Annotated in this window: 20 protein-coding genes and 1 tRNA gene; 15 read left to right on the top strand and 6 right to left on the bottom strand. The window is 60.1% G+C overall.

Going from position 1 to position 21,475, the window contains the following annotated elements:
* Positions 1–27 precede the first annotated feature (27 nt).
* On the bottom strand, positions 28–1,572 hold the full coding sequence (locus DTI93_RS06485) for a Do family serine endopeptidase (protein WP_043562042.1): 1,545 nt from the start codon (positions 1,570–1,572) through the stop codon (positions 28–30).
* Between the two features lie 190 nt (positions 1,573–1,762).
* Between DTI93_RS06485 and DTI93_RS06480 the strand changes: the two genes are divergently transcribed.
* Both DTI93_RS06480 and DTI93_RS06475 read left to right on the top strand, forming a co-directional pair.
* Positions 1,763–2,482, top strand: a complete 720-nt coding sequence (locus DTI93_RS06480) for an AzlC family ABC transporter permease (RefSeq protein WP_052349255.1) — start codon at positions 1,763–1,765, stop codon at positions 2,480–2,482.
* Positions 2,479–2,781, top strand: coding sequence for an AzlD family protein (locus tag DTI93_RS06475; RefSeq protein ID WP_043562038.1), 303 nt, complete (start codon positions 2,479–2,481; stop codon positions 2,779–2,781). Before DTI93_RS06480 ends, DTI93_RS06475 begins: the two co-directional genes overlap by 4 nt.
* Here DTI93_RS06475 and DTI93_RS06470 read toward each other — a convergent pair whose 3' ends face one another.
* Entirely contained in the window at positions 2,782–3,261 is a 480-nt protein-coding gene (locus DTI93_RS06470) for a nucleoside deaminase (RefSeq protein ID WP_227431393.1), read from the bottom strand.
* Between the two features lie 111 nt (positions 3,262–3,372).
* Here DTI93_RS06470 and DTI93_RS06465 point away from each other — a divergent pair, with 111 nt between their 5' ends.
* From DTI93_RS06465 to DTI93_RS06450, 4 genes are all read left to right on the top strand, one after another.
* Positions 3,373–4,152 carry a pseudouridine synthase gene (locus DTI93_RS06465; protein ID WP_043562036.1) on the top strand — a complete coding sequence of 260 codons (780 nt, stop codon included), beginning with the start codon at positions 3,373–3,375 and terminating at the stop codon, positions 4,150–4,152.
* Positions 4,153–4,156: 4 nt separating this feature from the next.
* A complete protein-coding gene (locus tag DTI93_RS06460; protein ID WP_043562032.1) occupies positions 4,157–4,804 on the top strand; it encodes an RsmD family RNA methyltransferase in 648 nt (215 codons plus the stop codon).
* A 97-nt stretch (positions 4,805–4,901) separates the two neighbouring features.
* A complete protein-coding gene (locus tag DTI93_RS06455) occupies positions 4,902–7,925 on the top strand; it encodes a DNA translocase FtsK (protein WP_249080019.1) in 3,024 nt (1,007 codons plus the stop codon).
* A gap of 3 nt (positions 7,926–7,928) precedes the next feature.
* Complete coding sequence (locus tag DTI93_RS06450) at positions 7,929–8,690, top strand: RluA family pseudouridine synthase (RefSeq protein WP_249080017.1); 762 nt, start codon at positions 7,929–7,931, stop codon at positions 8,688–8,690.
* A 5-nt stretch (positions 8,691–8,695) separates the two neighbouring features.
* On the opposite strand, the gene DTI93_RS06445 is transcribed toward DTI93_RS06450, so the two are convergent.
* The 3 genes from DTI93_RS06445 to DTI93_RS06435 all read right to left on the bottom strand — a co-directional run bounded on the left by DTI93_RS06445 (position 8,696) and on the right by DTI93_RS06435 (position 12,506).
* Positions 8,696–10,303 (bottom strand): NAD(P)/FAD-dependent oxidoreductase, encoded by a 1,608-nt coding sequence (locus DTI93_RS06445; RefSeq protein ID WP_043562029.1) that lies wholly within the window; start codon positions 10,301–10,303, stop codon positions 8,696–8,698.
* Positions 10,304–10,540: 237 nt separating this feature from the next.
* A complete protein-coding gene (gene ubiM, locus DTI93_RS06440) occupies positions 10,541–11,806 on the bottom strand; it encodes a 5-demethoxyubiquinol-8 5-hydroxylase UbiM (RefSeq protein ID WP_081562671.1) in 1,266 nt (421 codons plus the stop codon).
* Between the two features lie 82 nt (positions 11,807–11,888).
* On the bottom strand, positions 11,889–12,506 hold the full coding sequence (locus DTI93_RS06435; RefSeq protein WP_249080015.1) for a nitroreductase: 618 nt from the start codon (positions 12,504–12,506) through the stop codon (positions 11,889–11,891).
* 111 nt (positions 12,507–12,617) lie between these two features.
* Between DTI93_RS06435 and hisB the strand changes: the two genes are divergently transcribed.
* From hisB to DTI93_RS06400, 7 genes are all read left to right on the top strand, one after another.
* Positions 12,618–13,220 carry an imidazoleglycerol-phosphate dehydratase HisB gene (gene hisB / locus DTI93_RS06430; protein WP_086441412.1) on the top strand — a complete coding sequence of 201 codons (603 nt, stop codon included), beginning with the start codon at positions 12,618–12,620 and terminating at the stop codon, positions 13,218–13,220.
* Positions 13,221–13,302: 82 nt separating this feature from the next.
* Positions 13,303–13,947, top strand: a complete 645-nt coding sequence (gene hisH / locus DTI93_RS06425) for an imidazole glycerol phosphate synthase subunit HisH (protein ID WP_043562021.1) — start codon at positions 13,303–13,305, stop codon at positions 13,945–13,947.
* Positions 13,932–15,326, top strand: coding sequence for a 1-(5-phosphoribosyl)-5-[(5-phosphoribosylamino)methylideneamino]imidazole-4-carboxamide isomerase (gene hisA, locus DTI93_RS06420; RefSeq protein WP_249080014.1), 1,395 nt, complete (start codon positions 13,932–13,934; stop codon positions 15,324–15,326). Before hisH ends, hisA begins: the two co-directional genes overlap by 16 nt.
* Entirely contained in the window at positions 15,320–16,081 is a 762-nt protein-coding gene (hisF, locus tag DTI93_RS06415) for an imidazole glycerol phosphate synthase subunit HisF (protein WP_103765784.1), read from the top strand. Before hisA ends, hisF begins: the two co-directional genes overlap by 7 nt.
* A 29-nt stretch (positions 16,082–16,110) precedes the next feature.
* Complete coding sequence (locus tag DTI93_RS06410; RefSeq protein ID WP_052349243.1) at positions 16,111–16,473, top strand: phosphoribosyl-ATP diphosphatase; 363 nt, start codon at positions 16,111–16,113, stop codon at positions 16,471–16,473.
* Between the two features lie 90 nt (positions 16,474–16,563).
* On the top strand, positions 16,564–16,944 hold the full coding sequence (locus DTI93_RS06405) for an HIT domain-containing protein (protein WP_043562011.1): 381 nt from the start codon (positions 16,564–16,566) through the stop codon (positions 16,942–16,944).
* Positions 16,945–17,084: 140 nt separating this feature from the next.
* Positions 17,085–17,160 (top strand) — tRNA-Glu (locus DTI93_RS06400).
* A gap of 128 nt (positions 17,161–17,288) precedes the next feature.
* On the opposite strand, the gene DTI93_RS06395 is transcribed toward DTI93_RS06400, so the two are convergent.
* Positions 17,289–18,926 carry an alpha-keto acid decarboxylase family protein gene (locus DTI93_RS06395; RefSeq protein ID WP_249080012.1) on the bottom strand — a complete coding sequence of 546 codons (1,638 nt, stop codon included), beginning with the start codon at positions 18,924–18,926 and terminating at the stop codon, positions 17,289–17,291.
* Positions 18,927–18,996: 70 nt separating this feature from the next.
* Between DTI93_RS06395 and DTI93_RS06390 the strand changes: the two genes are divergently transcribed.
* Both DTI93_RS06390 and DTI93_RS06385 read left to right on the top strand, forming a co-directional pair.
* Entirely contained in the window at positions 18,997–19,926 is a 930-nt protein-coding gene (locus tag DTI93_RS06390; RefSeq protein ID WP_081847776.1) for a LysR family transcriptional regulator, read from the top strand.
* 603 nt (positions 19,927–20,529) lie between these two features.
* The gene (locus tag DTI93_RS06385; protein WP_249080010.1) at positions 20,530–21,321 is read left to right on the top strand and encodes an autotransporter-associated beta strand repeat-containing protein; all 792 of its coding nucleotides are present in this window, start codon (positions 20,530–20,532) and stop codon (positions 21,319–21,321) included.
* Positions 21,322–21,475 lie beyond the last annotated feature (154 nt).

The following is a 21,475-nucleotide window of genomic DNA, read 5'->3' as shown; positions in this document are numbered from 1 at the left end:
AAAGACAGCAGAAACCAGGCCGGTATCTTACTGGCTGTCCTCGCCATCTTCATCACCATCCCCCGAACCATCCGGAGAAACGGCCACAAAGAGCTGCTGGCCATCCCGCAGGATCCGCAGCAGCGGAGGCTGATGCTGCCTGAGCGCCTTCTGCACCAGCGCGACCACGGCATGGGGATTGGCTGTCATCTGGTTGCCAACCGCCACGATGATGTCCCCGGGACGGATGCCCGCATGGTCGGCAGGGCTGCCCTGCCCCACATCGGCCACAACACAGCCCTGCACGCTGTCATCCAGCCCCAGCTCCTGACGGATCTTGGGCGTGAGCACGCCAAGAGCCAGCCCGAGCTTGCCAGACGGCGCTTCTGCCGTGCTGCCATCCGTACCGGCCCCTTCCTGCCCGCTGCGGGCCTGATTGCCGACCGTAACGGTCAGGGACACCGTCTTGCCATCCCGCAGCACGGTAAATGTCCCCTTGGAACCCGGCGCCATGGATACGACCTTCACGGCGAGGTCGTGCGCACTGCGGACATCGTGACCATCCAGCGACAGGACCACATCGCCACTCTTCAGCCCGGCCCTGTCTGCCGGTCCCCCCTTGATGAGATTGGCCACCAGCGCCCCATGGGACGGGGCACCGGGATGGTCGCTGCTGACCAGCCCAAGGGCACGGGCCATGGTCGGGGTTATGTCCTGCGTCTCCACACCGATGAAGCCACGCACCACATGGCCAGTGGCCCGCAACTGATCCACCACCGAGCGCACCGTGGCGGACGGAATGGCAAAACCAATCCCGATGGACCCGCCACCATTGGGCGACATGATCATGGAATTGACACCAATCACCTTGCCATCCAGCGTGATGAGCGGGCCACCGGAGTTGCCGTGATTGATGGGCGCATCCACCTGTATGAAGTCGTTATAGGCACCGGAATGGAGGTCACGCCCCAGAGCGGAAATGATGCCCGCCGTCACCGTACCGCCCAGACCGTACGGATTGCCGACGGCCACGACCCACTGCCCCGGCTGCACGTCGTCGGAATTGCCCAGCTCGACATAAGGCAGATGGTCGGCCTTCACACGCAGCAGGGCAATGTCCGTCTTGGCGTCATGACCGATGACCTTTGCTGGCATGGTCGTCCCGTCATCCAGCTTCACGCTGACCTTCGTGGCACCATTGATGACATGATTGTTGGTCACGATGTAGCCATCAGCCGAAATGATGAAACCCGACCCCCGAGCCTCCACCATGCGGTTGGACGGCATACCCGGCATCATCTGGAACGGGAAGGGAAAGGACGGGAACGGGAATGAAAACCCCTGCGGCCCGCCATTCCCTCCGGATGGTCCCCCTTCTTCATCATCAGCGCCCTCGCGGATATGGGCCGTGATGGACACGACTGCCGGTTTGACCTGTTTTACGATCTGCACAAAGTCGGGAATCCCCTGCCCGCCCGACATCTGCGGACGGATGGGAGCATTCTGGGCCACGGCAGGCAGCGGAAGGCTGGCCAGACCCAACACGGGCAGCATGGCCATGCATGCCAGAGACAGACGGGAAGGCGATTTCATCGCAGAGATTTCCTGACGCTAGATGTTAAACTCTTATCAACTGGAACTGTCCTATTAGATAGGAACAGGGCAGGCCGCTCTGCAAGCAAGTGCCACATAAAAGAAATGTAAGGCATGGCCAGCCATGTCCCTCTCCGGCCCTTTCCCAAGGCTCTTGCTGACAGGGCGGCATGATTTTACAACAGGCACCATGCAGACCACATCCCCCCCCATCAGGCAGGGCACATTCTGGCCGGAATTTCTCCGGGGCATGAAGACATCCCTGCCGCTGCTCATCGCCTTCGTGCCGTTCGGCCTCCTGCTGGGCAGCAGAGCCGTACAGAAGGGGTTCTCCATTGTGGAAGTTCCCCTGCTGACGGGCCTCAACTTTGCTGGTGGGTCAGAATTCGCCGCTGTCGGCCTCTGGTCCATTCCCCCTGCCATCCTGCTGCTGGCCGGGGTGACCTTCCTCATCAACAGCCGTCACATTCTCATGGGGGCAACGCTGGCCCCGCATCTGCGCCATCTGCCTCGCTGGAAGATCTTTCTGCTGCTCTTCTTCATGTGTGACGAGGTCTGGGCGCTCACGCTGGCTGACCTGCATGACAGGCCGGGATGCCGCTTCAGCACCGGCTTCTATGGCGGCATCACGGTCTGCCTGTATCTCTGCTGGCTCATTTTCACCTTCATGGGCGGCTATACAGGCAACCTGCTGGGTGACATGACCCGCTATGGCGTGGACATGGCCTTTCCCGCCGTCTTCATCATGCTGCTGAAGGGCATGTGGAAAGGGGCCCGCAATGCCCTGCCATGGTGTGTCAGCCTTGGCGTTGCCGTGCTGGTCTATCACCTGCTACCCGGAGCCTGGTATGTCCCGGCTGGAACGCTGGCCGGAATCATCACGGCCCTGCTGGTGGTGAGGGGCGCATGATCCTCCATCTCCCTGCCCTGCTGGCCATTATCGTCATGGCTCTGGTGACGTACCTGACACGCATCAGCGGCTATCTGCTGCTCGCAGGCCGCTGCCTCTCGCCCCGCATGCAGGCCATCATGGACATCGTGCCCGGCTGCGTGCTGGTAGCCGTCATTGCCCCGGACTTTGCCACAGGCCGCCCGGCGGACATTCTGGGACTGCTCGCCACCATTCTGGCCGCCACACGTTTCTCCCTCCTGCCCACCATGCTCTGCGGAATCATCACGACGGGGCTGCTCCGGGCCGTGCTGGGGTAATCAGTCCCTCTGCCGCAGCACCCGGAAGAAACGCCGAAGCTGCGCTCCGGCCTCACGTTCCCGCACACCACTGATGATCTCCCCGGGCCGGTGCAGGCAGCCCGGCCGGGCAAAAAGACGGGGCCCATGGTCCACCCCACCCCCCTTGGGGTCGTAAGCGCCATAGATCACGCGACTGAGCCGGAAATGGGTGATGGCCGCAGCACACATCGGGCAGGGTTCCAGCGTCACGACCAGCGTGCAGCCTTCCAGCCGGGCCGTGCCACAATGGCGTGCTGCCTGCCTCATGGCCAGCAGCTCGGCATGAGCGCTGGCATCGTGATGATCCTCGACATGGTTGCGGGCCATGGCCAGAACATGCCCCTGCCCATCCAGCACTACGGCCCCGACAGGCACCTCCCCCATGCGGGCAGCCTCATCCGCCAGGGCCAGGGCCTGCTGCATGGCCTGCTGTGTTGTCATGACGGCGGGAAAAGACATGCACACGCACCCCTGATACTGGAAAACCAACCACAAAATCCCTCCCTGACTGCTTTATAGAGCCGTAAATGGATTGCCAAGGAAAGGCCGGACACTGTATGTCCGCAGGTTATGAAAGATGTTGCATCCCCTTCCTCCGAAACACAGCGTGGTGAACGCATTGCCAAGGCTCTGGCCCGCCGCGGGGTGGCCAGCCGCCGTGACATCGAACGGATGATAGGGGAAGGCCGCATCACCCTTGGTGGCAGCCCGGTCACCCATCCAGCCACTTTCATCCAGCCGGGTGATGTTGTCTGCGTGGATGGCAAGCCCGTGGACCCACCCCAGCGGACCCGCCTCTGGCGCTATCACAAGCCCGCCGGGCTGGTCACGACCCATCACGACCCGGAAGAACGCCGCACGGTTTTCGACTCCCTGCCCGCCGCCATGCCCCGTGTTGTCAGCGTGGGACGGCTGGACCTGAACTCCGAGGGACTGCTGCTGCTGACCAATGATGGCGGCCTGGCCCGTGAGCTGGAACTACCCTCCCGCCAGTGGATCCGCCGTTACCGTGTCCGTGTTTTCGGTCTTGTGGATGAACGGCGGCTGAAAGAGCTTGCAAAAGGCTGTGTGCTGGATGGTGTGCAGTATGGTCCCATCGAGGCAACGCTGGATTCCTCCAAAGGGGACAATTCATGGCTGACCGTCAGCCTGCGGGAGGGCAAGAACCGCGAAATCCGCAAGGTCATGATGGGCATGAACCTCCATGTCAGCCGCCTCATCCGCCTCTCCTACGGCCCCTTCAGCCTTGGCACTCTCAAACCCCATGAGCTGGAAGAGGTCTCGCACAAGACCCTGCTGGAGCAGATTCCGGGCCTGAAGTCCGGCAGGACCGGCAGGACACGGTCCTGACACCATGAGGATCATTGCCGGTACAGCCCGCAACCGTCGCCTTCAGGTCCCCGCAGGGATGACCACCCGCCCGACAGCCCAGCGCGCCCGGCAGACCCTCTTTGACATGCTCATGCATGCTCCCTGGTTTGGCCGGGATGAGCTGGAAAAAGCGCTGGTACTGGATGCCTTCGCCGGTACGGGTGCCCTGGGGCTGGAGGCCCTCTCCCGTGGGGCACGGTTTGCCACCTTCATGGAAGGAAGCCGTCCCGGCATTGCCGCCCTCCAGGCCAATCTCCGCAGCTGCGGCATGGCGGACCGTGCCCGCCTGCGCCATTGTGACGTAACCCATCCCCCCAAGGCGCCTCAGCCTCATACGCTCATTTTTCTCGACCCTCCCTATCACAAAGGGCTGGTGCAGAAGGGCCTGCGCACATTGTGGCGTGCAGGCTGGGTGGCTGACGGAGCCCTGATTGTTGCAGAAACGGAAACCACACCCCTCCAGAATGATGGCCGGGACCCTGGAGAGCCCTTCCAGCCCTTCCATGCCCATCTCCTGCCCAGCCTTGCGGCTCCCCCGCCAGAACTGCTGGCACAGCGCAGTTTCGGCGCTGCCACGCTGCATGTCTGGCGCCATGATGGCAGTGTCAAAGGCAGCCGCCCTGTGCCCTGATCCGGGCGAACGGGTGGTTCCGCTTTCCAGAATCAGTCCGGACAGGCTATATTGCGGACCGATCATGCCTTCCTGACCCGCCAGAGGATCTGCCCCTGTGCTTTCCCGCTTTCGCCTTCCCGCCAAGCTGCGTGCCATCCTGCCTGCCTCACGGCGCAGCCATGCCAGCACCGTTGACCCATTTCCCGGGCATGACATGGCGGACGACACCCTGGACATTCCCGCATGGCATGACTCCCCCTTTTCCCGCATCCTCTCGGCACGGATGATGGAAATACTGGCTGTCATTCTCCTCATCATGGCACTGGCGATTGCGGCTTCCCTTTTCAGCTTCAACCCGCATGATCCCTCCTTCAACACCGCCACAGGCACTGAACCGACCAATCTGCTCGGACGTTTCGGAGCCACCATTGCCGATGGGCTGATGCAGCTGCTCGGCCTGGCAGGCATTGTCCCTGTCCTCGTCCTGCTGGCATGGACGTGGCAGCTCCTGCGCCATCACCATCTTGGCCTGCCTCTGCTCCGCCTCGTAGCTGCGGCACTGTTCTGTCCGGCCGCCGCAATGACGATCGGCCTGTTACAGCTGACCGTTCCCGGGCTGGGCATTGCCTGGCCTACCAGCAGCGGGCTGGGAGGGGAAACCGGCGTTTTCTTTGCCCAGAAGCTATTGAATCTTGTCTCGGGTGAAACTGGCAGCATGGGGGGCATTCTCTCCATCCTGATCAGCCTTGCCATACTGGCCGTCTTCTGTCCCCTGTCCATGGGGCTGCAGGGGCGGGAGTGGCGCTCCGTTGGCCGCGGCCTCAGCGCCCTGGTGCGCCTCCCTGTCAGGGCCCTGCTCCGCTCCCGCAGAGCAACCCCCGAGGCAGAACGGCAGGTCGCTTATCCTTCAGGCTCTGGCGGTCCCATCCGCCATGGACGCCCGGCCATGGGAAATGCCCCTCTTCCATCCGGTTTCATCATGCGCAACCTCAGCCGACAGGCAGAGCGGACAGCACCAGCCCCCACCGGCACCACGCCATGGTCCCCCATGCAGCAGGGGGCGGCCCCCTGGCAGAAGCCCTCTTCCGCCCAGACACAACCCCCTCCCCGGCCTGACCCGGTCCCTGTCCAGGAAGAAGACGCCCTTCAGGCCACACAGCCGGAAGACGAAGCCGACAATCCCTATGCCCGTATGCTGGCCCATATCCGCCACGACCCCGGGCGGACAAGCACGGTCCAGCGCCGCCATGCGGAAGAGACCCATGACGACATCTCTGGCGCCCCCCTGGATATCCAGCCACAGGAACTTTCCGGTCCGGCACAGCAGCCCGGCTTCCTGAAGCGCTTCATGGCCGCTACCAGCCCGGCGGCGGGCGCCGGGTCGGGCTCTTCCGGCATGGTGGAAGAAACAGCCTACAATGCTGCTCCCACCATGCAGGCAGCTACGGATCATGCAGTCGGCATGAACGGGGCTCCGGCCCATGAAGGCTCCATGCAACCGGGCGGGGCATCTGTCATGCCACCACGCCCTGTTCCGCCACCACCCGGTATGGCTCCGGGACCACTGCCCGGCATGACAGCCCCTTCCGCTTGGCTGCCACCTTCCATTGGCCTGCTCAACCCGCTGCCAGACCAGAACGAAACTGGTCCTTCCGAAGAGGCTCTCCAGGCCAATGCCCAGATGCTGGAAAAAGTGCTGGATGATTACGGCGTACAGGGAACCATTACCGATTACCGGGCCGGGCCAGTCGTCACACTCTATGAGCTGGAGCCAGCCCCTGGCGTGCGCTCCTCCCGGGTGATCGGACTGGCTGATGACATCGCCCGCACCCTTGCCGTACTGAGCGTCCGCATCGCCACAGTGCCGGGCCGGAATGTCATCGGGATTGAGGTCCCCAACAAGACCCGTGAGACAGTCTATTTCCCTGAGCTTCTGCTCTCAACGGCCTGGAAAGAAAACCGCAGCAAGCTGCCACTGGCCCTTGGCAAGGACATTGCCGGGGAGCCCATCATGGCCGATCTGGCACGGATGCCGCATCTGCTCGTGGCCGGAACGACCGGGTCCGGCAAGTCAGTCGGGATCAACGCCATGATCCTCTCGCTGCTCTACCGGCTCAGCCCGGAAGACTGCCGCCTCATCATGATCGACCCGAAGATTCTGGAGTTGTCCATCTATGACGGCATCCCGCATCTGATGACCCCGGTGGTGACCGAACCACCCAAGGCTGTCAGTGCTCTGAAATGGGCCGTACAGGAAATGGACCGCCGTTATCGCCTGATGGCGGATCATGGTGTGCGGAATATCAGCAGTTACAATGACCGGATACGCCACCTGAAAGCCTCCGGTGAAACACCTACCCGCCGCATCCAGACAGGCTACGACCCGGAAACGGGCCGCCCCGTTTTTGACGAACATCGCCTGCCATTGGAACACCTCCCCTACATCGTCATCGTCATTGATGAGATGGCTGACCTGATGATGGTGGCCGGTAAAGAGATTGAAGCTTCCGTGCTGCGTCTGGCCCAGAAAGCCCGTGCCGCTGGCGTGCATGTCATCATGGCCACGCAGCGTCCTTCTGTTGATGTGATCACCGGAACGATCAAGGCCAACTTCCCAACCCGCATTTCCTTCCAGGTCACCAACAAATACGACAGCCGCACCATTCTGGGTGAGCAGGGGGCCGAACAGCTTCTTGGCCGGGGTGACATGCTCTTCATGCAGGGTGGTGCCCGCATCACCCGTGTGCATGGGCCGTTCATCAGTGATGAAGAGGTCGAAGCCGTGGTGGCCGACCTGCGCTCCAAAGGCTCTCCTGTCTACAACACCGAGGTGCTGGCTGACGAACAGGAAGAGGAAGATGCATCCTCCAGCGGTAAAGGGGGCGGCAAAGGTTCTGATGAAGATCAGGACAGTGCCCTTTATGAACAGGCAACGGAACTTGTCGTCCGGGCCCAGAGGGCATCCACCAGCTTCGTGCAGCGCCATCTCCGCATAGGCTATAACAGGGCTGCCAACATCATCGACCAGATGGAGAGAGAAGGTATCATCAGCGCTGCCAACCATGTGGGAAAACGGGATGTTCTGGCAACAAAGGCCTCTCTGGGGCTGGACCGGCACGATCCTGATGACGAGGACTGACCCATGGCGCCCCCTCCCCTCTTCCAGCCCGGAAAGGAGCTGCCCCTCCTCTGGGAGGACCGTCATTTTGTCGTCATCAACAAGCCGGCAGGACTTGCCGCCCATCCCGGCCCCAAAGTCCAGGACAGTGTCGAGAGCCGTCTGCTCCCCCAGAAGCGGGGCGGCCCGTGGCTGGTCCACCGGCTGGATGCTGATACGGCAGGGTGCCTTCTCATAGCCCGACGCAAATCAGCCCTTGTTGCTGCGCAGAAGGCCTTTGCCACACATGAAACCATCAAACGGTACTGGGCACTGGTTGAAGGACATCCCACCAGACAGCAGGGCACTCTCACAACCCTGCTGCGACGTGTTTCCTCAATCCGGCAGGGATGGAAAATGGTCTCCGACCCCATGCCCGAAACAGTACACCCTTCCCAGACTGACCAGGGCCATCTGGCCCGGACGTCATGGTGTGTTCTGGCCAGTGACGGAACATCCAGCCTGCTGGAGCTGACCCTCCATACAGGACGGACCCACCAAGCCCGTGTCCATTGCGCCGCACTGGGCACACCCATCATCGGGGATGGTCTTTATGGCAGCCGCCATGATGCAGGCCGGATGCGTCTGCTCGCCCGCTCCCTGGAAGTGCCCGTCAGACTGGTCTCTCCACCGGAAACGGACAGAACCGTCCCCCAGATCGCCAGCTCATGCCGCATAAAGGCCACAGCAGGAGACGTGGAACTGGAGCGGTTCCTCCAGGCCCACGCCATCCCAGCCAGACCGTAATATCCTCAGGCAGAATGGAACAGATCAGCTTCCAGCTGGTCCGGGTTATCCCTGTAACGCTCGGGGTCCGTCTGTTCCGTAATGGCAAAATAGGCCCCGTTCTTTATGAAATCCATATAGTTGCGGCCTGATTTCAGATAATGGAAAACGCACCAGAGCAGATTGCAGTTCTTTTCCAGAATGGGAAATACCCGCTCTTTCTCATGATAGGGGATATCCATTTCCGGGACGAAAGCATGATATGTATCCGCATTGAGCGGCATGTAATCGTACCCGTCCACCCCATTGTTCTTGAACTCGTCAGACGCCAGGAGATGGATCAGCTGAAAATAGATACCTCCACCCTCCTCAAGATAAAACAGGACCCTGTCCCGGAATACCGGGTCTTCATCCACAAACATGGACTCCAAGGAGTTATGCACGATGGTGGCCAATATCGGGAAATAGACGGCCATGTCGACGTTATATTTTGAACAGATGTAGTACCAGCGGTCTTTCCGTGAGTAGAAATCCGTGAAGGTGGCGGCAAACCCCCTCATGACATCGCTTATGAACCGGTTGGCCCCCTGGATGCGCTGATGGATCTCCTGGCCAGCACGTTCTGCGAGGATCAGCTCTGTCAGGATCGTATTCTGCATGCCAATCAGGTCAAATCCATTGGAATAGTAGGGGTCCCATATTCCGTAGGCATCCCCCACCAGAGCCCAGCGCTCATCACTCACCCAATAATCAGACTGGGTAGCAAACCGCCTCAAGATCCTGAAGTCCATGATGGGAAACTGTTCCTCATCAAGATAATCCATCAGGACCCGGACATTGTCTCTCAACCAGAGCTTTGTCTTCTCCCATGTGGCGAGATCCTGGAACTCGTACATGTTCTCATCAAAAATGATGCCGACACTTGTCACGTTCTCGGAAAGACGCAGGATCCATACCCAGTACCCTACACCTTCCAGATGAATGGAGCTCCATGACCGATTCTCCGTCGTGAAAGGGTTGTCGCTGGTCAGTGGCAGAAAATCATCCACATTGACACCACCCCCAACCCGGAACCAGACAGACGAATGGTTGAGTGGCAACCTGTGTGTGAGGTCGAATTTACGGGCCAGCAGCTTCTTCAGCCCGGCAGCATCAACAAGCCAGTGCGCTTTCAACGTTCTGGAACTTTTATCATTCCTGTCCAGAACATGAACGTGCTTTTCACCATCAACCGTTTCGAAATCAAGATATTTATGGTTCAGGTAAAAATCCACCTTGTCTTTGACAAGGTCAAAAAGATCATTCTCAAGCTTCCCACGCTCGAAATGAAAGGCATGGTTGGGAGTGAAATTATTGTAACCCATTTCCTGATAGGATGATTCATTGATCTTGAAAAAACGCATTCCCAGCTTCCGCGGGTAACGCTCCTTCATGAATTCCTTCAGCCCGAGCATCTGATCAAAATAAACAGCCCCTATTTCATTGAAGGACTCACCGACCTTGTCTGATATGTCATCGAGGGGAAAGGAAGAATCATGCACAATGGCAATGCGCAGGTCACTGGACTTTTTCCTGAGCTGATAGGCCAGTGTCAGTCCAGCAAATCCCGCACCAATAATAAGGACGTCATACATCACAACTCACCCTGTACTCCACACATGACGCAACTGCCAGCTTCTGGAACCTGACAATCAGATACACTGGGCCGTCCCGATCCGTTCATCCCACATTGTCATATGGGACGGCTTCCTTCACCGGATTGCTCCCACGACCAGTATCACCGTGGAAAGCCATATCAGGCAAGTCATTTTGTTAATTAAAAATAAACCATTCCCACAGAGGGAATCTGATCCCCTGAACAGGCATGAACCTCACACGGGGTCCATCAGCATCCGTGTCACGGCCTTCTTGAAAGGGGCCAGACGGTTGGCCAGCATAAGTCCGGCCCGGCGGGCCAGAGGGAATGGTCCATCATCCCGGGTGTAGGCCACAGCAATGGCATTGGTCGCCGTAAAGAGCGGGAAAGTTGCCTTGCGATGTCGCCGCTCAAAACGCTGGAGCGACGCCGCATCACCCGGGTCCCCAGGTCCAGCGCTCAACTCCTGCACCAGTGTTTCCTGCCCCCGGATGCCGAAATTGAAACCATGTGCCGTAATGGGGTGCATACCCACGGCAGCATCACCAATCAGGGCCACACGGGGAGCCTGAAAGCGATGGGCATAGACGGCCTTGAGCGGGTAGGTGATACGGTCGCTCATCACCCGCAGGAGGCCGAGCCGTTCATCCGTCCGACGGGTGATCTCGGCATTGAAATCATCCGGGGCCGCTACACGAAGTCGGGCAATATCATCCGGCGGCAGGGTCAGCACCAGAGACGAAATATCGCCCATACCCCCATCCGGGGCGACCGGCAGGAGGGCGATCGTCTGGCGTTCATCAAACCATTGCAGGGCCGTATTGTCATGCGGTGTAAGGTGCCGCATCCGGCAGACAAGGATGCTCATGCCGAAATCATGCACGATGGCCCCGATCCCGGCCAGCTCCCGTATCTGGGAGAAGCGGCCATCCGCCCCGACCAGAAGACGGGCCTGCATGGCCCGCCCATCCGACAGCCGGACCTGCACGGCATCCCGCCCGGTCTGATACCCTGTCACGCCTGTCTGGCAGAGCAGGGTGATGCCCTCTGTCCGGCTCACGACACGATGAAGGGCACGACGGATGAGATGATTGGCCACCAGAAAGCCCAGCGGTTCCCCTTCTGGCCCCGCATCGGACGAGGCAGCCCCTCCCCCATCCGGCGCATGGAAAATGAGAGGAGGGCCGCCCAGACTGCCACTCTCTACCCGGGCGACATCAAGGGGGCAGATGGCCTCTGCCGGAATCTCGTCCCAAACGCCATGCTGTTTCAGCCAATGCACGGTATGGTGGGTCAGGGCAATTTCCCGCCCATCGAAGGACGGAGCCTCCAGCACGCTGCAGGGAGCTTTTTCCACCACGCTCACCTGCCAGCCTTCCCGGGCAAAAGACAGGGCGGCCGCCAGACCGGCAGGACCACCACCGGCGATCACCACATCACAGGCGGAACCCCCCTTCTGCTCTGGCCCCTCTGCCTGATGATCATTACCATGTCGTGTCATGATGCAGCCCCTGTCCCCCAGTTCTCCCTGGTCACGGCTTTAACCTACCAGGCATGCCCCGGCAAGCAGCCCGTCCCCGTCCTCAGCGTTGCCTGCCATCCGCACCGAATGTGACAGGTGTCTGCCCATCCCAGAAAGCCACATGATCACCCACATCCGGGCGGCCATGGGCCCGTTCCGGCTTTTCTGGCGTACCGACAAGCAGGAACCCCGCAAGCCGGTGCGGGGCCTCCAGCCCCAGCTGGCTGAGCAGGGACCGGTCCTCACAGAACCTCCCGCTGATCCATACCCCTCCGAATCCTTCCATGTGCAGGGCATTGAGGACATTCATGGCCCCGGCGGCCACAGCCATTTCCTGCTCCATGACGGGAACCTTGTGCTCCGGCCGGAGATGCATCCCCAGTGCAATGACCATCGGCGTCTCGGAAAAACGCCTGCGCCGCTTCTCACGCTTCTTCTCCGGGGCATCAGGCTCCTGCCGGGCCACGGCGGCAACAACATGTCCGGCAAAGGCCGGGCGGGCATCGCCAGCAATCACCACATACCGCCACGGGCAGAGATGCCCATGATCCGGAGCCCTCAGCCCGGCGGAGAGGATGCGGGCCAGCACCTCCCCCTGCGGAGCCGGAGCGACCAGATCGCCTGTCGAGGAACGCTCCAGCAACACATCAAGCGGGGAAACGGATGAAGCCTGCGCCATGATGACGGCTCTCCTGAAAATCTTGTCATGGTCTGTTAACTGGACAGTCTCACCCACAGCGTCACAATAAGCAAGTTTGGAAAGCAGCCCATATTGGTATAGCAGAAAGACATGACGACTCAGACATCACGAACCGCCACATTGAATCGCCAGACAGGCGAGACCGACATCACCCTTTCCCTCGCCATTGACGGACACGGGAAGAACAGCATCCAGACAGGCATCGGCTTCTTCGACCACATGCTGGATGCCCTGGCCCGGCATGGCGGGCTGGACCTCACCGTACAGGTGAAAGGCGACCTCCATATTGATGACCACCACACCATCGAGGATGTGGGCATCACGCTGGGAGAGGCCCTCCACAAGGCCATCGGCGACAAGCGGGGCATCGAACGTTTCGGCTCTGCCCTTGTCCCTCTGGATGAAGCGCTCTGTGAAGCGGTCGTGGACATTTCAGGCCGTCCCTTCCTGGCCTGGAACATCACCTTCCCCCGTGAGATGATCGGCGCCATGGCCACGGAAATGGTGGAAGAGTTTTTCCGTGCTCTCTGCATGTCCGCCCGCATCACCGTGCACATGAATGGCCGTGCCGGAACCAATGCCCACCACATTGCCGAAAGTGCCTTCAAATCCTTCGCCCGGGCCCTGCGCATGGCGCTCTCCCGCGACCCCCGCAGCGCCGGGCAGATTCCATCCACCAAAGGGGTGCTGTAAGGCTCCCTCACGGTTTTTCCTTGATTTGTCTCCCCCACCTGCCTGAAACAGGACCGGGCAGCTTGCAGTATGGAGAGTGTTCATGCGTGTTGTTGTAATCGACTACAATGGCGGCAACCTGGCTTCTGCTGCACAGGCAGCACGAAGGGCCGCAGCCCTGCGAGGGCTGGAAGCCGACATCGCCATCTCCCGCAACGAGGCTGACATCCTTGCTGCCGACCGTCTCATCCTGCCTGGCCAGGGTGCCTTTGCCGACTGTGCGAAAGGGCTGGACGAGGGCGCTCTCCGCCCCCTGCTGGAAAAGGCAACAGCAGAAGGCACGCCCTTTCTCGGCATATGCGTGGGGATGCAGCTCATGGCCCAGTACGGGCTGGAACATGGCCGCACGGAAGGGCTGGGCTGGATTGATGGCCACATCGCTCCCATGGATGACAGTACCCGACAGGGATTCCGGCTGCCGCACATGGGGTGGAACACTCTCTCTTTCACACCCGGTGCCCATCCGCTGACAGAAGGGCTTGAGCCGGGAAATCACGGCTATTTTGTCCATTCCTATGCCCTGGTGGACGCCCGGGCAGAAGAAACCATCGCCACGGCGGATTACGGCATGACCATTCCGGCCATCGTGGCCAGGGGCAACCGCTGCGGCACACAGTTCCACGTGGAAAAAAGCCAGGATGTAGGTCTGACCATCCTGGGCAATTTCCTGACATGGCAGCCTGGCTGATGCAGGGACGGCCATGGAACCAGCCTCCAGACAGTTACCGGGCCGAACGGCTGGGCCACACCATCAGCGAGGATGACCTCGAAAGCCTGATGGAAAGCACCGTGGCCGCCATTCTGGCCGAGGGCGTGTTCGACTGGCACACGCCCCCTGAAAGTGCCGTCCTGAGGCGTTTCTTCGAGGGCCTCCTGCTGGTACCGGACCGGGACGTCTTCATCGTCCGGGCACCGGATGGCAGCATCTGCGGGGCGGCTGTTCTCGCTCATGCCACGTCCCGGTCCGAAATATACGGTGCCAGCGCCACCATCACCGCCTTTTTCATCGTTCCTTACGAGCGGGGGAAAGGTCTGGGCGCCCTCCTCATGGAGGCCATCATCAACAGGGCAATGACCCGGGGCGCCAAGGTACTGGACTGCCGTGTGCGTGAAACACTGCACGACGCCATAACCCTGCTCACCTCATTCAACTTCACCCACTGGGGCACACACCCCTATTTTGCACGAATCGGAGACCGGACAGTGCGCGGACTATTCTTCTCAAAACTCCTCGTCCCTGAAGAAAGAGCCATGCAGTGGCAGCCTGCCGGCACACCGCTCTCCGTGCCACACCATGGCCCCGCACCGGGCGGAACCCTCCGCAAACCGTTGACCCTCTACCCGGCCATCGACCTCAAGGGCGGGGCCTGTGTCCGCCTGCGACAGGGGGACATGAATGCTGCCACCCATTATTCCGACAATCCTCCTGCCCAGGCCAAGCTGTTCGAACAGGCCGGGTGCCGCCACCTCCACATTGTCGATCTGGACGGCGCCTTTGCGGGCCGGTCGGCCAATGTGAAGGCTGTGGAGGACATCATCGCCACCACATCTCTTCCTGTCCAGCTCGGCGGAGGGCTGCGGGACATGAAAGCCATTGAACGCTGGCTGGAAGCCGGTGTCAGCCGGGTCATCCTTGGTTCCGCCGCCGTGAAAGACCCCGGCCTTGTCCGGCAGGCCGCCCGTGCCTGGCCGGGCCGCGTGATCGCCGGGATCGACGCCCGGCAGGGCCGTGTTGCCACCGAAGGCTGGGCCGAAGTCTCCGAGCTGACCACCACCGACCTCGCCCGCCGGATGGAAGAGGCAGGCGTCGCCGGAATCATCTTCACCGAGATCACCCGGGACGGCATGCTGGAAGGTCTGGACATTGATCAGACGGTCGAGCTGGCCCGCCATGTCTCCATCCCCGTCATCGCCAGCGGCGGCGTGGGCACGCTGGACCATCTCCGGGCCTTGCGACAGGCGGCCGATGAAACACCCGGCATCACCGGCGTGATCGTGGGGCGCGCCCTGTATGATGGCCGCATCAATCTGCCGGAAGCCCTGTCCGTACTGGAGGGATCATGCTGAAACTACGTGTCATCCCCTGTCTCGACGTCCATGACGGGCGGGTCGTCAAAGGGGTCAATTTCGTCTCCCTGCGGGACGCCGGAGACCCGGTGGAACAGGCCCGCCTCTATGATGCCGCCGGAGCGGACGAGCTGACCTTTCTGGACATCACGGCCAGCTCGGACAATCGGGACACCATTCTTGACGTTGTCGAACGTACCGCCGCCGAAGTCCGCCTGCCCCTCACCGTTGGTGGTGGCGTGCGACGCTGTGCGGACATCCGCAGACTTCTGCTGAGCGGTGCCGACAAGTGTGCCATCAACTCCGCCGCCATCCGCACGCCAGAGCTCATCAATGAAGCAGCGGAACGGTTTGGCAGCCAGTGCATCGTCGTGGCGATAGATGCCCGCTCCGATGGCCATGGCGGGTGGGAGGTCTACGCCAAGGGCGGACGGGAACCAACCGGACTGGATGCCGTCGCCTGGGCCGAGCAGATGGCCACACGGGGAGCCGGAGAAATCCTGCTCACCAGCATGGACCGTGACGGTACACGGTCCGGCTTTGACCTTGATCTGCTGGGAACCATCTGCAAACGTGTTTCCGTTCCCGTCATCGCCTCCGGTGGTGTGGGGGAACTGGCCCATTTCGTGGAAGGAGCCCGGGCGGGTGCCAGCGGTCTGCTGGCCGCCAGCGTGTTCCATTTCGGCCAGTTCAGGATCGGTGAAGTCAAACAGGCCCTGCACGATGCCCGGCTGCCCGTCAGGCTGGGCCGCTAGGGACTGGCATGACAAAGGACAGAAAACATATGGCCCAGAATAATACCCCCTCCCGTGAGACAGGCCGCAAAGAGGTTCTGGAACGACTTTACCATACGGTTCTGGCCCGCAAGGGAGCCTCACCATCCGTCAGCCATTCGGCCCGTCTCATGGCTCGGGGGCGGAGCAAGATTGCCCAGAAATTTGGCGAAGAAGCCGTCGAATGTGTCATCGAGGCCATCAAGGGCGACAGGCAGGGCCTCATCAGCGAAAGTGCGGATGTCCTCTATCATCTGATCGTGATGTGGGTTGATGCGGGCATTGATCCGGCGGATGTCTGGGCCGAGCTGGAACGCCGTGAAGGCACGAGCGGCATCGAGGAAAAAGCCTCCCGGCCGAAACCGGCCTTCTGAAGGCACGGCTCATAGGTGGGTTGCCTCCCCCTCCCTTGACTTCCCCCCACCTCACTCCCCAATCATGGAGGAAGAGGAGGAACCCATCTTATGCCGACCGCTACCCCCGCTTACGATCCCAACAATGTCTTCGCCAAGATACTGCGGGGAGAGATTCCCGCTGAACGTGTCTGCGACAGCAAACATTCTTTCGCTTTCTACGACATCTCTCCCCTCGCCCCGATCCATGTTCTGGTGATCCCCCGTGGCGCCTACACGGACCTGCACGACTTCATCTCCCGTGCCAGCGATGAAGAGATTCTGGATTTCTGGAAACTGGTGGACAAAATTTCCGCCGAGCAGTCCCTCATCCCCAGCGGGTTCCGCCTCATCAGCAATGTGGGTCGCGACAGTGGACAGGAAGTGCCGCACTTCCACGTCCATCTTCTGGGTGGGCGACCGCTCGGCCCCATCCTGGCGGCTGACCAGTAACGGCACCGCCCCATCCGGGAAAGCCGCCTCTGGGCGGCTTCCCCCCCTTTCGGGACTGGTTGGAAAACCTTTTTTTACAAAAGGTATCTTTCCCTCTTGCACTTCCCCGCCGTTCCCTCTAGAGAGAGCTCACGCCTTTAGTCCCGTTCGTCTAGAGGCCTAGGACACCGCCCTCTCACGGCGGCAACACGGGTTCGAATCCCGTACGGGACGCCAGACATTTCGTGAAAACTCTGAACAATCTGGCCTGACAGGCATCTCTTGGACATCATCCTGACGTACCATTCTTCCCCTTGGTGGGCAGACACGGAGTGCGCCTGCCCACCCGGTTTCAGAACGAGACCTTACTGCATCTCGCCCAGAGCCTCGGCCATGACGGGAGCATCATAACGGGGTGCGGCGACCTCCAGATAGGTACCCTGCCCCGGCCTGACAGCGTCCAGAGCCTGACGCAGAGCCTTGGGTGTGCTGATGCGCTCGCACTGCCAGTCCTTGCCGCCGAACCCACGGGCCAGAGCCGTGTAATCCCAGCTGGCAATGTCATTGTAATAACGTTCCCCGTCATCACAGAGCAGACGCTCGATCAGATAGCCATCATTGTTCAGGACAAGGATGAGCGGATGACAGTCAAAACGGGCAAACTCACCGAGAGCCTGTACCGTCAGCTGATGTGACCCTTCACCGGTCAGCAGGATGATCCGCTTGTGAGGGGCTGCGATGGCCATGCCGAACGCCGCCGGCGTGGCCCAGCCGATGGACCCCCACAGGCTCTGCTCCTCATAGTCGACCCCTTCAGGCAGACGGATGAAGCCCATGCCCATGGCGACCGTCCCCGTCTCACTCACGACGATATCCCCAGCCCGGAGATGATCCCGTATGGCGGCATAGAAGGTATGGGTTCTGATCACCCCATCATCCCCTTCGTCAGCCTGCCGAGGGGGCAGTTCCATCCCCAGATAGCCGGGACCGGCGGGGCAGGATACGGTATCGGCCAGATCGGCCAAGGCTTCGATCACATCGGCCAGATCAACGGCATGAACGGCACCATCACCAAAGCGCACCTCATGCGCCATGACACTGATGATGCGCTCCGGGTCCAGCTTCTGGGTGAAAAGCCCGGTGTTGAAATCCGTCATTTCAGCACCCAGCGTCAGGACGAGATCGGCCTGCTCCACAAAGTCGGCGACATCTTCCTGCACGAGATGCCCGCCATACATCCCCACAAACCCTTCAGCCTGTTCATCCACCACGCCCTTGTCCATGAACATGGTGGCATGGGGCAGACCGGACCGGCTGAGGAACCGTCTCATCGCCTCCCGGCAGCCAAACCGGGCCGTCAGGATACCCGGCAGGACACAGGGAGACGTGCTGCGCTCCAGCTCGGCCATGATGCGCCGTGCCACGATGGCGGCCTGTTTCCCGCTCCGCACTTCCGGAAGGGACATGTCACCATCAGGCATGACCACATCATCATGAGCTGCATCGAACGGGATGCCAATATAGACCGGCCGCCGCTCCCGGCGCAGCGTGGCCAGAACACGTTCCAGCTCCTGCACGCAGTTCTGGCCATCCAGAATGGTACGGGCACAAACGACATGACCGGCAGCATCATAAAAGGCCGTGGTCTGCCCGTTGCCCAGGGTATGATGCACAAGCCGCTTTTCATCCAGCACGGCCCGCTTGGGCAGGCCAACCAGATGGATGACCGGCAGATGCTCCGCATATGCCCCGGCAACGCCGTTCATGGCACTCAGCTCGCCAACGCCATAGGTCGTGTTCAGGGCCGCAATCCCCCGTATGCGGGCGTAGCCATCGGCCGCATAAGCGGCATTCAGTTCGTTGGAGCACCCAATCCAGCGCATGTCCGCCCTGGCCGTGATGGCGTCATTGATCGGGAAGGCATAGTCACCCGGGACACCGAAGACATGCTCCACACCCAGCCGGGAGAGCTGGTCCAGAAGATAATCGACAACCTTTGCCATCGTACGTTCCTTTCATCATTGGCACGTCAGTCCGTGCCTCTGAGGAAAGCCTATCCAGCCCATCTTCAATATGATAATATTATATTTCTATACAGACTATAGCCTTTTCCCTATGCCATACCCCCAACTGACTCTCCGGGAACTCCACTACTTCATGGCTGTTGCCACACAGGGCAGCTTCAGCCGTGCGAGTGACCAGCTGCACATCAGCCAGCCTTCCCTGAGCATGGGCATACGCTCTCTGGAAAACAAACTGGACGTCCGCCTTTTCGAGCGGTCCCACAAGACCATCACCCTGACGGAAAAGGGCAAGACCTTCTTTCTTCATGCTGAACGTCTACTTGAGGCCGAACAGAATCTTCACCGGGCGATGGCGGATGATTCAGGCCCCCTGAAGGGGACGGTCCATCTGGCACTCCCACCCATATTGGGGGCGATCTATTTCCGTCCCATCATCCGGCAGTTCTGCAGCCTCTATCCCGATGTCGTGCTGAACATCGAGGAACATCCCTCCGACAGGCTGGTGGCCCAGCTTCTCGGCCATCACACGAACATCGCCGCCCTCATAGGGCCTGTCCAGAACAGGCAGCTACGCACCATCCCCTTTGCAGAGGCAGAACTCTGCCTGCTGATGGCCGACTCACACCGGCTCGCAGGCCGGGAGAGCTGCTCCTTCACGGACATTCTGGATGAGAAGATCGTCCTCATGAATGAGAACTTCAAGATAAACCGTTTCATCTCGGAGGCCTTTGCCAGTCACGGGGCCGCACCCCATGTCACCGGGCGCACGGGTGACACAACCCTCCTGCTGACCATGGTTCAGGCGGGTGTCGGCGTCACCATCATTCCGGCGGCCTTCCACAATCCGGCCCAGAATGACGGGCTGTACTGCTGCCCGTTGCAGGACCCGACCATCCGCATCACCATTTCACTCGCTGTCCGCCGCAACAGCCCCCTGAACAAAGCCGAAGAAGCCTGGTTGCAGACCAGCTTGCCCTGACCCCCTGCCCGAGACGCCTGCAAGCACCAACATGCCCCGGCCTCCATTCGGCTCTCCCCGACACAAGGCCAATTTTCCAACACATGGCTCAGGAAAGCCATGAAAAGACAAACATTCCACTTCCATCACAACCTGCAGTCGACATGGTCTCTGACTGCCTTCTTGCTGGTATCAGAATCCTATCTCTGTAGAATGATGGAGTCTCCGTGAAAAAAACGCACAAAAGAACCCATGAGGCCGAGTGCCGGGTCGCTCTGCTCGATACTCCTTACAAATAACGAAAAATATCCATGGAAAACCATTCATACAGACTTTATGAAGGATAAATATCAAATAAAATTTTTAATTAGTAATGTATATATTCTCTTCAATGCCAATTTTACAAAAACTTCTTCACTACAACCACATATTGCATCCACTATAAAATTACTTATCCCAACAAGTTGTTTGGATTTAACAAAAATGTATCTTGAATTTCTTTAAAGTGTTCCTTAAGCAAGAGTAAACCCAGTCTACTTCAGTCATGATCTGTACGTCCCGTCCGTACATCTCATCAGACGGACAGAGCAGCGTGTGCAACATCTACAGGAAGGTGCGATCACAATGACAGACCTCAACTTTTCGTACGGGAAAACGACATCTGTCACACTGGCCCCCTCAGAACAGGTGCCAGCCTATGGGCGGAAGGCATCTTCTTCCATGAAGGTATCGGCTAGGATTGCGCTGCTTCTGGCAAGCGTATCGTCCTTCTCCATCATCAGCACACCTGCACGTTCGGATGATACGGCACAGTCCCAGCAAGGCGGTACTGTCCGCACCTTTTCCCCTGCTGCTGGAGAGACTGATACAGTCACAGACACCATTACGGATGGTAAAGGAAACACCCCCCTCTCCGTAGAGCAGGCTGGTGCGGGGACGACTGTCCTTTCCGCCGCCAACAGCTATACCGGGGCAACAGACATCACGCAGGGGACGCTGGCTCTCTCCGGCAATGGCAGCATCGCCAATTCCAGCGGTGTCACCGTGGGCAAGAACACCACGTTCGACATCAGCGGGAGCAGCTCCAACGTCACGGTGCAGGACCTGTCCGGTGCAGGCCATGTCACTCTCGGCCAGAACGGACTCACCCTCTCATCAGCCAAGGCTGGCAGCCCCTATGACGGCGTCATCTCCGGGACGGGCGGCCTGACCGTTGACGGTGGGTCCAAGACCCTGACAAATGCCCAGACCTACAGCGGTGATACCAGCATCAACAACGGGGCCACCCTTGCCCTGACGGGCAATGGCAACCTCGCCAACACCCGTGTCCAGCTGAACAACCGGGATGTTTCCGGCCCTTCAACCTTTGACATTTCGCAGGCCTCACACCCGGTTGATGTCCAGTCCATCATGTGAGGCAACAATGGCGCTGTCGTCAATCTGGGCAGCAACACGCTCAACATCACCAACAGTGGCTCCAATGATACAAATGGAGCGACCTTCAAGGGGGATGGAGCAACCCTAAATGTTTCGGGTCAGAAACAGGGCTTCAACGGCACCATCACCGGCA

Source organism: Parasaccharibacter sp. TMW 2.1884, from assembly GCF_023337695.1.
GTDB lineage: Bacteria > Pseudomonadota > Alphaproteobacteria > Acetobacterales > Acetobacteraceae > Bombella > Bombella apis.
Note: the sequence above shows the minus strand (reverse complement) of the source record. Positions and strands in the feature narration are given on the sequence as shown.